Genomic DNA, 13,678 nt, shown 5'->3' with positions numbered 1-13,678 from the left:
TCCTGAACGATTCGTTAATTTAGAGTATATCACTACACTTAGATATTAAAACAGTGAGACACACTGGCTATAGGTAAATATAATAGTCAAAAATTTTACCCCGTTCTTATTTTGAGGCGAATATTATGATTATTGGTGTACCTAAAGAGATAAAAAACCACGAATACCGCGTTGGTATGGTTCCTGCGAGCGTTCGTGAACTAATCAATCACGGTCACGAAGTCGTTGTTGAGACAAATGCTGGTATTGGCATTGGTTTTACTGACGAAGATTATGTTCAAGTTGGTGCTAAAGTTTTAGACACGGCGGCAGACGTTTTTGCTACTGCTGATATGATTGTTAAAGTAAAAGAGCCTCAAGCTGTTGAGCGCGCGATGCTACGTGAAGACCAAATTCTATTCACTTACCTTCACCTAGCACCAGACCTTCCACAAACAGAAGATCTTGTAAAAAGTGGTGCTATCTGTATCGCGTACGAAACAGTAACTGATGCACGTGGTGGTCTTCCACTGCTAGCACCAATGTCAGAAGTTGCTGGTCGAATGTCAATTCAAGCTGGTGCTCAAGCGCTTGAAAAGTCACGTGAAGGCCGTGGTATGCTGCTAGGTGGTGTGCCGGGCGTTGAACCAGCTAAAGTTGTTGTGATCGGCGGTGGTATGGTTGGCCGTAACGCAGCGCAAATGGCTGTAGGTCTAGGCGCAGACGTAACTATTCTTGACCGTAGCATTGATGTGCTACGCTCTTTGAATGCACAGTTCGGTAGCCAAGCTAAAGTTATTTACTCAACGGCTGATGCACTTGAAAAACACGTACTTGAAGCAGACCTTGTGATTGGTGGTGTACTAATTCCTGGTGCAGCAGCTCCTAAGCTTGTAACTGCAGAACACATCAAAGCGATGAAGCCTGGTGCTGCTATCGTTGACGTTGCAATCGACCAAGGTGGCTGTATCGCGACTTCTAAAGCGACTACGCACGCAGATCCAACATACATTGTTGACGACGTAGTTCACTACTGTGTAGCGAACATGCCAGGTGCTGTACCTCGTACTTCAACGTTTGCACTTAACAATGCAACGCTTCCGTACATCATCAAGCTTGCAAACCTAGGCTACAAACAAGCACTATTAAATGACAAACACTTCATGGACGGCTTAAACGTTCTGAAAGGTCAGATAACGTGTAAAGAAGTGGCAGAAGGTTTCAACATGGAATATGTTGACCCGCGCGCAGCACTAGAAAATGCTTAATTTTGAATTTAAGTAGTAAAAAGGGCTTCACTTGAAGCCCTTTTTGTTTTGCTGTTACATCAATTCGTTTAAAAGACTAAATGGTATTAGTTTATCTCGAAATTCACTTCGATATCTTGAGTTAACGTAACGTCTTTTGTTTGATACAAGCCAAAATCTGCATCTATCGTTTCGGCATCATCTAAATGGCCTAAGCACGAATACCCTACTTTGTAATCTCCCGAACCAATAAATGCTATCTCATATTCACTCTCGGCATCTAAGTTTGCGGTTGCTACTGGCGCTGAATCTTCATCACTGATGTCGCCTGGCACTGCAACATCCGCTTTATAAAGATACACAACATGTTTGTACTCTCCGACTAGAGGAGCTAGATCTGCATTATCTGCTACACATGCATTTTTTACAGACTCGCTAACCATGCCCTCAATCTCAAAACTGGTTAATAGATTCTCCAAACGGACAGCTGTTGGTTTTAGATAAACCGTGTCATCATTTGTGCGCTTCAACAGCGCCTTATTCAAGTCAAACTCCAATACGATCTGGTTCTCACCTTCATTTAGCGAGAAATTATTGAGTTGGATTTCACCTACACCATCGTTACCTTTACGGGTTACGGCTAATGGTGCTTGACTACCATCTAAAAAACGCACGCTAGAAGTGAAATCAAAATTCGACCCAACACTGCCGTTTACAACATCGGCTCTGATCCACTCATAATCCCCAGCATCGATCTCTTGGTCGTTTACAACTAAATAGATATCATCACCCGTATACTCAAGCAGATTGATCTTCATTGGATTACCCTGTGCATCCAAGGTATCAAATGTCACATCTTCTTTTCCAGATGCTCTAAATGTCAGCCGTTGAATAACAAGGTTGACCTCAGCAAGATTATTCACAGCAGCATCTGAGACACCAACACTTACAGTGGTTTTTTGAGTTGGTTGTGAGGTGTTGTTGTCGTTTGAGTCAGAACCTGAACCGCCACCGCATGCAGCGAGTATCATCGCCGAGGCAATTGCTGTTAAAACTGGTTTGTGCATGATGTTTTCTCCTCTTCTAAGCATTAAAGAATAGGAATTGCGCCATGAATAAATAATTAATATAAACGCAACAATTTGAAATAGCTTCAAATGCAGCGCAGAAGGTTTGGCATTTTCTTATTAAATGTCATAAGTTTAATGTATCAAACTTATTGGAGTGTGGCCGTGAAGTTTAAACACAAAGTCGTATCCGTCTCTGCGCTTGTGCTGCTAATAGCATTACTGATCTTATCTGTTATTCAATATATTTCTGTGCAATCAGCAATCAAAGCGCAAGCAGAACAAAGTGTGGATGAAATAATTCAGGGGATTGGTAACACTGTCACTGCGCAAATGAAAGGAGCAACCGATCTCGCCGCGCTTGCTACCAATCTCGTTGCTTCCACTGACACCTTAGACGCAGCCTTTCCTATTCTCTCGCAGCCACAGCTCACAACCTCTTTCCTACTGATAGGTTATGGAGAAGAGCAAACCGGAAAATATGTCGCAAGCGATCCAAATTGGAACCCCGGTGCGAACTGGGACCCGAGAAAACGGCCTTGGTATACCGACGCAAAAACTGCACGAAAGCTAATTATCACAGCGCCTTACGCTGATGCGGTAAGTAACGAAATCGTGGTATCAATCGGTGCACCTGTGTTTAAACAAGGCCAATTCAACGGCGCGATTTTTTACGACGTTAGTTTGGCAAAACTCGGCGAAATGATTAACTCGTTTAACCTGCTAGACGCGGGTTTTGCCTTTATGGTGAGTAAAGACGGGTCGACTATCTCACACCCAGATGTAAAACTAAATGGTAAGTCTTCTCGTACATTTCTCGGTGACATTAGTATATCGGAAAATATTCAATACGTTGAAGTGAACGGCGAAGACAAATTAGTACAGTTTAAAGAGGTCGAAGGCTTAGATTGGTATTTAGGGGTGATGCTGGATGAAGACACCGTTTTTGCCGCACTTTCACGACTGCAAAGAGATGCAGCCATATTTGCCTTTATTTCTGTGGCACTCGCGACTGTACTACTTTCTTTTGTGATTAGCTTATTATTAAAGCCACTTGATGAAATCAACACCGCCATGGCTGCTATCGCACGCGGTAATGCGGACTTAACCGTACGATTAAATACCGAGCATGAACCCGAATTTGCAGCACTGGCGCAAAATTTTAATGCCTTTACCAGTAGCTTACAGTCTCTAATAGCGAATATTCAGGGTCTAGGCCATGAAGTTTTAAACGATGCTCAACAAACATCTCAGGTTGCAAATAAAGCCAAACTTTCCATTCAAGAGCAATTAGCCAGTATCAAAGTCCTTGATGAAGCAACAACACACATGTCTGCAACTGAGCATCAAGTAACTCAATCTGCCCATGAGGCCGCTGAAGCAATTAAAACCACCGATCAAGTTGCGCGCCAAGGAGAAAAAATCGTTGCAGAAACAACCGAGACAATTCAAGAGCTATCTAATCAGATCAGTTCGGCAATGACCGTAGTTACGGAGTTAGAAAGCTCGTCTACCGCTATTGAGCAAATATTATCGGTTATCAACAGCATTGCTGAGCAAACCAACCTCCTAGCGCTCAATGCTGCCATTGAAGCCGCAAGGGCCGGTGAGTCTGGCCGCGGCTTTGCCGTCGTTGCAGACGAAGTAAGATCGCTTGCACAAAGAACACAAGAAGCCACAACTGAAATCCGTGGAATGATAAGTCAACTACAGTCAGGTTCAGAAAGCGCGGTTACTGTAATGAAGCAAAGCCAACATTATGTTGATAAAACGGTTGAAAAGGCAGAGCAAACTAGAGCGGCACTTGAAGATATGCGTAGTGCCATTCGCCATATTGTTGATTTGAACTCACGTATTGCTGATATGCTGAATGAGCAAAATGATATTGTAAATAACGTGAATGGCAGTAGCTCATCTATTCGCGGTATTTCCGAGTCGGTGTATAGCGAAGCTAAGAGCGTTGATGCCACCATGCAGTCTCAAGTAGAAAAGATAACAACCCAAGAACAACTCCTTGAGCAATTCAAAGTTTGATTATCGGTAAACTAAACCGTTACTATAGAGACAGTTGTAAAGCGGCGCGATGCCAAGAGATAAAACATGAAAGCGAATTTGCAGGAATTATTTGAACAGTATTTTCAGATAGCTGAACAGGTTCAGATCAACCTCTACCCGGTTGATGACAATATGGTTCCAGAAAACGAATATCAATTAGAAGCTGCAATTCCGCCGCTATTTAAGCTCGCGAACGAAATTAATGAGTTAGATCTTAATGCCCTGCGACCACTTCGTAATCTGGGTGATATTGCCAATGAGTTAGCAGCTTATTTGCAGGCGCAATCACGTAAGATTGATTTAATTATCAGCCATATTCTCGCAACCGAAGAACCTGATGACAGTCATCTATTTTGTGACAGCTACGGCGGTGGTGGCCTGACCGCGACGTTAGAAGCAGATTATGAGGTCGGACAATCGTTACGAACTAAAATATTTTTGCGCAATGAAGCCAGTGCTATCTTTTGTTACTCACAAGTCATTGCCAAGCAAGATGGTAAATTCACCCTCGCCTTTACCGCTATTAGAGAAGCGGATCAAGAGTTGCTCGTACGGGCGAGCTTACACGCCCAGACCAGACAACTTAAGCTGAAGCAGCAAAAAGACCAATAAGGCATTTAACGCATTAAGTGCCTTCTTTAAATGCTCAATTATCTTCACAAAACTTACTGACACACCTGAGGTTAATGATAAACTATAGGCTTATTATTATATGGTGATGATTTAATGAGTTTTACTTTACTCCCAGAGTGGGCACCACAAGATGCAATCATGCTTACTTGGCCGCATTCTGATACCGATTGGAGCGACATTCTCAGTGACGTTGAACCTGTGTACGTTGCACTTTGCCAACATATTACCCAAGTTCAAGAAGTCGTTATCGTGGCGCATAATGAAGCGCTAAAACAGCATATCGAGAACCTACTCGGCGCAGCTGAGGTTAGCTTAAGCAAGTGTCACTTTGTTGTTACGCCTTGCAATGACACATGGGCCCGTGACCATGGTCCACTTACGACGCAAACAAGTACAGGAAATCTATGTATTAAGGATTTCACCTTTACGGGTTGGGGTAATAAGTTTGCTGCGGATTTAGACAATAAGATCAATCAACAGCTTGCAAAACAGGTCCTCAACCCAAACTGTACCTTTGAAAAAGTTGACGTGGTACTTGAAGGCGGCGGTATTGAGATCAACGAGTCCAATGTCTTATTGACCACTTCAGAGTGTCTGTTGAACCCAAATCGCAATCCACATCTAAGTAAAACCGAATTAGAACTATTGTTGCAAAAAGAGTTGGGGGCTGAGTCATTCCTGTGGGTAGATCATGGATACTTAGCCGGTGATGATACTGACAGTCATATCGACACTTTAGTGCGTTTTGCACCAGATAACACCTTGGTATATGTAAAGTGCGACGACAAGTCAGACGAGCATTATGATGCCCTCAATAAAATGGAGCAGCAGCTACGCACATTTCGCACCCCAAATGGCGATCCATACCGTTTGATTAGTTTACCTTGGCCGAGTGCTAAGTTTGATAACCAGGGTGAGAGATTACCTGCCACCTATGCAAACTATCTGATCTTGAATAAAACGGTGTTAGTACCTATCTATGGCGACGACAAAGATCAAGAAGCGCTGGACAAAGTCTCTCTTGCTCACCCAGAAAGAACGGTAATTGGCGTAAACTGCCTACCAATCATCCATCAATTCGGTAGCCTGCACTGTATTACGATGCAGTTACCAAAAGGTTTTTTAAGGTAAGTACCATGACTGAAAAAAACATCAAAGTTGGTATTGTTCAACATAGCAACTCTAGAGATCTCGTAAACAACTTTGCGAAAACCTGTGACGGTATCCGAGAAGCAGCAAGCAAGGGGGCTAAGCTTATCGTGTTACAAGAGTTGCACCGCAGCTTGTATTTTTGCCAGACAGAAGACACCGAACTCTTCGACTTAGCGGAAACCATTCCTGGCCCAAGCACAGACTCACTAAGCGCACTTGCAAAAGAGCTTAATGTAGTCATCGTTGCATCGCTATTTGAAAAGCGTGCAACAGGCCTTTATCACAACACCGCTGTTGTACTTGAGTCTGATGGTACGATCGCCGGCAAATACCGTAAAATGCACATTCCTGATGACCCAGGTTTTTATGAAAAGTTTTACTTCACACCCGGCGACATGGGCTTTACTCCAATTCAGACTTCTGTAGGCAAATTAGGCGTACTGGTGTGTTGGGATCAATGGTTCCCAGAAGGTGCGCGTCTGATGGCAATGGCGGGCGCTGAGTTTTTAATTTACCCAACGGCAATTGGCTGGGATCCTCGCGATGACAAAGCAGAGCAAATTCGTCAACGAGATGCTTGGATAATTGCACAGCGTGCACATGCAGTGTCGAACGGAGTACCTGTGATTAGCGTTAACCGTGTTGGCCATGAATCAGACCCTTCAGGTCAAAGTGAAGGTATTCAATTCTGGGGCAATTCTTTTGTTACCGGTCCGCAAGGTGAAATGTTATTGCATGCATCTGAAGAAGCTGAGGAAGTCTCGGTTGTTGATGTTGATATTGCACGCAGTGAATCTGTTCGTCGCATCTGGCCGTATTTAAGAGACAGACGAATCGATCACTATCAGGATCTTTGCAAAATTTATCGCGATTAATAAATAGGAGTAATCAATGGCGAATGTGCAATGGAACAATTTACCTTGGGTAAAATCAAACAAGGATAAAATTTCGTGGGGTAATTTGGTTGGCAGTAGCTTATCACTGTGTTTGAGTGAGCACATCCAACAACATGACAACTTAGTTGTACTCGTCACCCCCGACACGCCCTCTGCACTTCGCCTTGAGCATGAACTGGCGTATCTTTTAAAAGATACACCAGTCATGATGTTTCCTGATTGGGAAACATTACCCTATGATCACTTTTCACCACATCAAGACATTATCTCCCAGCGTCTTGCGACGCTAAATACACTCAAACAGGAAAAGCAATCCGTACTCATCATTCCTGTTTCAACCCTGATGCTACGTACCGCACCACCTAGCTTTATTCACGGCATGAGTCTTCAGGTAAAAAAAGGTGACACAGTAGACGCACAAAGCTTGCGTGATACCCTAACTCAAGCGGGTTATCGTCATGTTCAGCAGGTAATGGAGCATGGTGAGTTTGCCGTTCGAGGCTCCATTATCGATTTATACCCCATGGGTAGCCCACTCCCCTTTAGACTAGATTTCTTTGATGATGAGTTAGATTCCATTCGTCATTTTGATATCGAAAGCCAACGCTCAAATGATGAGATTGATGCTATCGATTTATTACCGGCGCACGAATTCCCAACCAATGCAGAAGACATTGAACGCTTTAGAATTAATTATCGCGAAGCGTTCGGCGCAAGTAGTGAAAAAGACAGCATCTATATGCAAGTTAGTAAAGGAAACTGGCCTGCGGGTATAGAGTACTATTTGCCGCTCTTTTTTGATTCATTGGCGACAGTGTTTGACTATTTGCCTGAAGATACCGTATTTATGCCTTTTGGCGACATTGAATCTGCGGCGCAAACCTTTTGGCAAGACGTATCTAAACGCTACGAAAGTCGCCGGGTTGACCCTCTTCGCCCGCTACTTTCACCAGCCAAGCTATATCAGCCAATTGAGACCTTATTTGAAGGCCTTAATGGCTTCTCTCGAATAAAGCTTAGTCAAGCGATGCTAGGAACCAAAGCGGGCAATAACAATGTCGCAGCTGAATTAATCAACGATGTTCGCATTGAGCATAAACAAGCTAATCCATATCAAAAAATCCTCGATTACATCGCTGCTGAGAAAAAGCAAAAGTCGCGCGTGTTATTCAGTGTTGAATCAGAGGGCCGGCGAGAGTCACTGCTTACCTTATTAAAACCAACTGGGCTAAAGCTTAAGCCTTATAAGCGCATTGCAGAGTTTGTATCTAGCGACTCAGATGTTGGTGTGGTCGTCACTCCACTTGCTACCAGTGTGAAACTACTGGATAAACAATCGCTGTCTATCATCACCGAACAAGAGCTATTAGGTGTTAAGATCTCCCAAAAGCGCCGTCGAAAACATAAATACGAACAAGGGCAAGATGCGCTGATCCGAAACCTCGCTGAGTTAAAAGAAGGTCAACCTATTGTTCATTTAGATCATGGTGTAGGCCGCTATTTAGGGCTGGAAACCATAGATGCTGCGGGTATTGCTACCGAGTTTGTGACTATCATCTATGCCAATGACGCTAAACTTTATGTGCCAGTTTCTTCGCTCCATATGCTCAGTCGTTACTCTGGAGGTGAAGAAGCTTCTGCTCCTCTTCATAAACTGGGCAATGACGCGTGGGAAAAAGCAAAACGTAAAGCGGCTGAAAAAGTCAGAGATGTCGCTGCTGAACTCCTAGACATATACGCAAAACGCCAAAGTAAACCAGGTTATGCATTTAAGCTAGATGCGAGCGCCTATCGAGACTTTTCTGATAGCTTTCCATTTGAAGAAACAGACGATCAACGCAATGCAATCACAGCCGTACTTGCAGACATGCAATCAAGCCTAGCGATGGACAGACTCGTTTGTGGTGATGTTGGCTTTGGTAAAACCGAAGTGGCCATGCGTGCAGCATTTGTTGCCGTCAACGATAGCAAACAAGTGGCTGTCTTAGTACCAACTACGCTCCTTGCCCAACAACACTTTGAGAACTTTAAAGACCGTTTTGCCGATCTGCCTGTTGAAGTCGGTGTGCTTTCGCGCTTTAACTCAGCGAAAGAACAAAAAGAGACGTTACAAAAACTTGAAGAAGGCAAAATTGATATTGTGATAGGCACCCATAAGCTTATTCAAGAAAACATCAAGTTCGCCGATTTGGGTCTGTTGATTGTTGACGAAGAACACCGTTTTGGTGTGAGACAAAAAGAGAAGATTAAGCAGCTTAGAGCGGATGTCGACATTCTTACCCTGACCGCTACCCCAATCCCGCGTACGCTGAATATGGCGATGAGTGGTATGCGTGATCTTTCTATTATCGCGACACCTCCAGCCAAGCGATTAGCGGTAAAGACCTTTGTGCGAGAGCGCAACGACGAGCTTATCCGCGAAGCAATTTTGCGTGAAATCAAGCGCGGTGGACAGGTTTACTTCCTCCACAATAGCGTCGAGACAATAGACAAGGTCACCGCTGATATCTCAGCGCTCGTGCCAGAAGCCAACGTCACCACTGCTCACGGGCAAATGCGTGAAAAAGAACTTGAGCACTTGATGGGTGAATTCTATCACCAAAAGTATAACGTGCTTGTGTGTACAACCATTATTGAAACCGGTATCGATATTCCCTCTGCTAATACCATCATAATGGATAGAGCCGATAAACTCGGATTGGCACAGTTACATCAGCTTCGCGGCCGTGTAGGACGAAGCCATCACCAAGCATACGCATACCTTCTCACGAAGAATAGCCAAGCCTTAACTAAAGACGCAGTCAAGCGCTTACAGGCCATTGAGCAACTCGAAGACTTAGGCGCAGGTTTTGCCCTCGCCACCCACGATTTAGAGATCAGAGGTGCAGGTGAGCTGTTGGGAGATGATCAAAGCGGTCAAATTCAAACTGTAGGCTTTACGCTGTATATGGAAATGCTGGAACAAGCAGTCGAAGCCTTGAAAAATGGTAAAGAACCAACACTCGACAATCTACTTCAGCAGCAAAGCGAGGTTGACCTTAAATTCCCAGCACTGCTACCGGATGATTACATTCATGATGTAAATATTCGTCTTAGCATGTATAAACGCATCGCAAGCACTAAATCACTGGCTGAACTCGATGAGCTGCAAATCGAATTAATCGACCGCTTTGGACTGCTTCCAGATGCGGCGAAAAACCTTTTTGCGGTGCAGTCTGTTAAGCTAAAGGCAACTCAATTGGGCATTAACAAGGTCGAGGCAAACCCTAAGGGTGGCTTCTTTGAGTTCAGTAGTCATACAAAAGTTAACCCAACATTCATCATAGGATTGATACAAAGTAGCCCGTCAACCTATAGAATGGAAGGCGCGAATAAACTTAAGTTCCTGATCGAAGAAAAAAATGGCCAAGAGAGATTGAAACTGGTTAATGCGATGATTGATGACTTTGAGAAAAAGGCTGTAGCATGAAAACAATAAAAAATCTGGCCATCCTAGCGGCTTTGATAAGTAGCACGTCTGCACATGCCACCCGTTGGTTTGAAGTAGAAATGATAGCATTTGAGCAAGAGCCTAGTTTCTCTTTGCGAGAAGACTTTAGTATTGAACCTGAACCGCTCAATCGGAAAAACATCAAGTCACTCTTATTTGACGGTTTTAATACCACCGGCTATAAACTATGCTTGGAAGGCAGTGAGCAGTTTGCTGAGCAAGATTTTATTCGCGGATTAACATCGGGTGCGCACTCTAGCTCTTGCAACCCAGATGCAAACTATGTTGAAAAATTTGACACTTTGCCTCTTTCACCGCAAGTTGAACCACAAGAACATATGGACTCAATTTATTTGTTGAATGAGTCACAGTTTAATTTTTCTAATAAAATTAATGAGTTAAAACGTAAAGGACTCAAGCCTCTTTTACACACTGGCTGGCGATTCCCAGAACAAAGTAATAAGCGTGCTCCCAACATCGAAATTATTGGCGGCAAACAGTTTGCGTCACCATCAAGTTATAGCGTAACTGAAAATGACGATCAGTTTTCGTCATTGTCAAATCGCTTTAATATTCAAGAATCAAAAGAGCAAGTACATTGGCAACTTGAAGGCTTGATTAAAATTCACGTGAGGCATTACCTTTACGTGACCACAGATTTAGATTTAAAGTACGAAGACGGCAACGACATTCGTACCGCTCGTATGTCACAATATACGCGCGTGTATAGCGGCGACATACATTACTTAGATCACCCTAAACTTGGGGTCATCTTTCAAATAAGAAAATACAAACATTAGACGGACAACCCTATGAAAAAATTACTAACTGCTGCTGCGCTACTCACCCTAGCCGGCTGTTCAAAAGTAAGTCTAGAAAACTACAACAAGATTGAAGTTGGTATGGATAAAGCTGAAGTTGAGAACATTCTTGGCTCTGCTGATAAATGTGAAGAGAAAACGCTACATACCAATTGCATTTGGGGTAACGAAAACAAGCATATAAAAGTAACGCTACTTTCTGACAAAGTCACTCTATATTCAAAGAAAGGGTTAGAATAACCTCAATAAATGCCTTTTCAGTGTTTAAGAGGAGGCATTTATTCACCGCTATTGGTATTATTCAAAATATCACCCTACTCCCTCTCCACAAAATATTACAACTCAATCTAATTAAAGTAATCGCGTATTCCGAACAATTCAGCTCGAAACTTTCAAAACCTTTCTATAATACCAATTGAATTAATTCTCTAATCAATTTGAAGGGTGAAATAGCATATTAGCTTCGTTAAAAATTTCTCATTTAGAACAACTAAATAGCAAAATTTTTGCCTTGCCTATATGGGAGATAGGTACCTTAGCGGTAGCAGGCCGCGAGAGCGGTGCTACTAAAGCTATTTCCCCGCTTAAAGATAGATCATTTACTTAATACAACTGTTATAAGTCCGAGCGGGCTTAAAATTGGACCAAAGCCATCAAAGCTTTTAAATACAGATAGGTACATAACCCAATTGGCATGAGAAACGAAAAAGGGCCGTAAAGGCCCTTTACAACAAGTAGAAACTAGCAAAAACAAGGGTTAGCGCATTGCCATCATCATTTTAGCCGGTTCCTCTAGGAAGGTTTTCCATAAATTATTGAAACGTGCGATCGTGCCACCATCAATAATACGATGGTCGCCAGACCAACTTACTTGCATGATAGAGCGCGCAACCACATTACCTTGTGCATCAAAGCGTGGTAACTGCTGAACCTTGCCAAGTGCAACGATAGCAACTTCAGGTTTATTGATAATCGGTGTCGCAACCGTACCACCAATAGCCCCTATGTTTGAGATTGAGATAGTACCGCCTTTCAGTGAATCAGGAGATACGCGCCCTTCCCTAGCGGCTTCTGTCAGTTCAGTAACAGATTGGGCAACTTCAACAATCGATTTGCTTTGGCATGATTTAATATTTGGTACAAGAAGACCCAGCTTGCTGTCCACCGCCATACCAATATTATGGTCGTCAAAATAAGTGATTTCCGTACAGTCATCATTTACTTTTGCATTAAGAATTGGGAACTCGTTGATTGCAAGTGACAACGCCTTAATAAAAAATGGCATCATCGTCAACTTCACGCCTTGTTTAGCATATTGCTCTTTCAAAGCTCCACGAAGCGCAATTAAATCGGTTAAGTCAATCTCATCACAGTAAGTGAAATGTGGGATCGTCGATACAGAGGCCACCATTTGTTTGGCCATCGCCGCTTTCATACCACGTAAAGGCTCAACTCTTTTCCCACCTTCTGAGATAGGAGTTGGCTTTTGCGTTTGAGACTGTACCGTTGTGCTAGCTTCATTCGAGGTCGAAGAGTCACTTACACCGTGCTCAAGGAAATGTTCGATGTCCTCTTTATACACACGACCATTTTTACCAGAACCAGGGACTTCAGAAAGATCAACACCAACTTCGCGCGCCTTACGGCGCACTGCTGGAGAGGCGATTGCTTTACCATTTTTCGGCAAACTTCGCGTGGCCTCATTGCTCGCAGTAGTTGTGTGTGCTGTACTTTCTTTAGGTTTGTGAACATCAGCGATTGGATCGTCTGATTTTCCAGCGTGAGAGGACGCCAACTTCATTTGAAATAGCGGACTATGCACCTGTGCTATCTCGCCTTTTTGATAATAGAGTTTCTCAACAATACCATCGTACTTAGCTGGAATTTGCACTAGAGCCTTGTCAGTCATTACATCACAAACGGCCTGATCTTCTTTGATTTCATCGCCTTCAGCGACAAGCCATTCAACGATTTCACACTCAACAATGCCTTCACCGATGTCTGGTAAAATAAAATCTTCAAGTACTGCATTGGTTGAAGTAGTTGGCGAGGATTGAGCTTCCGGTTGTTCTGACTGAGTAGCTTGCTCGCCGGCAACATCCATCGCAAACAAAGGTTCATGGACCTTTGCAATTTCACCTTTTTCGTAATGCAGCTTGGTGATCACACCATCATGTACCGCAGGGATCTGCACTAGCGCCTTATCCGTCATTACGTCACAAATAGGTTGATCTTCTTTTACTTCGTCACCAACAGCCACCAACCACTCGACGATTTCGCACTCTACGATGCCTTCACCAATATCTGGTAAGATAAATTCTTTAGCCATAACTTATCC

The 13,678-nt window shown here is 43.3% G+C and carries 10 protein-coding genes; 8 read left to right on the top strand and 2 right to left on the bottom strand.

All coding sequences use genetic code 11. The features are described 5' to 3' along the window. Window positions 1-125: 125 nt before the first annotated feature. Complete coding sequence (ald, locus tag DRB05_RS17660) at window positions 126-1,247, top strand: alanine dehydrogenase (protein WP_128728101.1); 1,122 nt, start codon at window positions 126-128, stop codon at window positions 1,245-1,247. A gap of 86 nt (window positions 1,248-1,333) precedes the next feature. Here ald and DRB05_RS17655 read toward each other — a convergent pair whose 3' ends face one another. Further along, window positions 1,334-2,293, bottom strand: coding sequence for a DUF4382 domain-containing protein (locus DRB05_RS17655; RefSeq protein WP_128728100.1), 960 nt, complete (start codon window positions 2,291-2,293; stop codon window positions 1,334-1,336). A gap of 165 nt (window positions 2,294-2,458) precedes the next feature. Between DRB05_RS17655 and DRB05_RS17650 the strand changes: the two genes are divergently transcribed. The 7 genes from DRB05_RS17650 to DRB05_RS17620 all read left to right on the top strand — a co-directional run bounded on the left by DRB05_RS17650 (window position 2,459) and on the right by DRB05_RS17620 (window position 11,580). Then, window positions 2,459-4,327 (top strand): methyl-accepting chemotaxis protein, encoded by a 1,869-nt coding sequence (locus tag DRB05_RS17650; protein ID WP_153188102.1) that lies wholly within the window; start codon window positions 2,459-2,461, stop codon window positions 4,325-4,327. 66 nt (window positions 4,328-4,393) lie between these two features. Then, window positions 4,394-4,960 (top strand): PilZ domain-containing protein, encoded by a 567-nt coding sequence (locus DRB05_RS17645; protein WP_128728098.1) that lies wholly within the window; start codon window positions 4,394-4,396, stop codon window positions 4,958-4,960. A 114-nt stretch (window positions 4,961-5,074) separates the two neighbouring features. Then, the gene (locus tag DRB05_RS17640; RefSeq protein ID WP_128728097.1) at window positions 5,075-6,112 is read left to right on the top strand and encodes an agmatine deiminase family protein; all 1,038 of its coding nucleotides are present in this window, start codon (window positions 5,075-5,077) and stop codon (window positions 6,110-6,112) included. A gap of 5 nt (window positions 6,113-6,117) precedes the next feature. After that, the gene (locus DRB05_RS17635) at window positions 6,118-7,008 is read left to right on the top strand and encodes a carbon-nitrogen hydrolase (protein ID WP_128728096.1); all 891 of its coding nucleotides are present in this window, start codon (window positions 6,118-6,120) and stop codon (window positions 7,006-7,008) included. 16 nt (window positions 7,009-7,024) lie between these two features. Beyond that, window positions 7,025-10,498, top strand: a complete 3,474-nt coding sequence (mfd, locus tag DRB05_RS17630; protein WP_128728095.1) for a transcription-repair coupling factor — start codon at window positions 7,025-7,027, stop codon at window positions 10,496-10,498. Continuing rightward, window positions 10,495-11,319, top strand: a complete 825-nt coding sequence (locus tag DRB05_RS17625; protein WP_128728094.1) for a CsiV family protein — start codon at window positions 10,495-10,497, stop codon at window positions 11,317-11,319. The genes mfd and DRB05_RS17625 overlap by 4 nt, the downstream gene beginning before the upstream one ends. 12 nt (window positions 11,320-11,331) lie before the next feature. Then, a complete protein-coding gene (locus DRB05_RS17620) occupies window positions 11,332-11,580 on the top strand; it encodes a DUF3862 domain-containing protein (RefSeq protein ID WP_128728093.1) in 249 nt (82 codons plus the stop codon). Between the two features lie 517 nt (window positions 11,581-12,097). Here DRB05_RS17620 and DRB05_RS17615 read toward each other — a convergent pair. Next, window positions 12,098-13,669, bottom strand: a complete 1,572-nt coding sequence (locus DRB05_RS17615) for a dihydrolipoyllysine-residue acetyltransferase (RefSeq protein WP_128728092.1) — start codon at window positions 13,667-13,669, stop codon at window positions 12,098-12,100. Window positions 13,670-13,678: the final 9 nt, after the last annotated feature.

It is taken from the genome of Pseudoalteromonas sp. A757 (genome assembly GCF_004103285.1).
GTDB classification, from domain to species: domain Bacteria; phylum Pseudomonadota; class Gammaproteobacteria; order Enterobacterales; family Alteromonadaceae; genus Pseudoalteromonas; species Pseudoalteromonas galatheae.
This window is presented reverse-complemented; position numbering and strand designations above follow the sequence as displayed.

Coding starts and splice junctions, on each gene's coding strand:
- ald (WP_128728101.1), top strand. CDS start 126: ATGATTATTGGTGTACCTAAAGAGATAAAAAACCACGAATACCGCGTT.
- mfd (WP_128728095.1), top strand. CDS start 7,025: ATGGCGAATGTGCAATGGAACAATTTACCTTGGGTAAAATCAAACAAG.
- DRB05_RS17620 (WP_128728093.1), top strand. CDS start 11,332: ATGAAAAAATTACTAACTGCTGCTGCGCTACTCACCCTAGCCGGCTGT.
- DRB05_RS17615 (WP_128728092.1), bottom strand. CDS start 13,669: ATGGCTAAAGAATTTATCTTACCAGATATTGGTGAAGGCATCGTAGAG.
- DRB05_RS17635 (WP_128728096.1), top strand. CDS start 6,118: ATGACTGAAAAAAACATCAAAGTTGGTATTGTTCAACATAGCAACTCT.
- DRB05_RS17640 (WP_128728097.1), top strand. CDS start 5,075: ATGAGTTTTACTTTACTCCCAGAGTGGGCACCACAAGATGCAATCATG.
- DRB05_RS17655 (WP_128728100.1), bottom strand. CDS start 2,293: ATGCACAAACCAGTTTTAACAGCAATTGCCTCGGCGATGATACTCGCT.
- DRB05_RS17625 (WP_128728094.1), top strand. CDS start 10,495: ATGAAAACAATAAAAAATCTGGCCATCCTAGCGGCTTTGATAAGTAGC.
- DRB05_RS17645 (WP_128728098.1), top strand. CDS start 4,394: ATGAAAGCGAATTTGCAGGAATTATTTGAACAGTATTTTCAGATAGCT.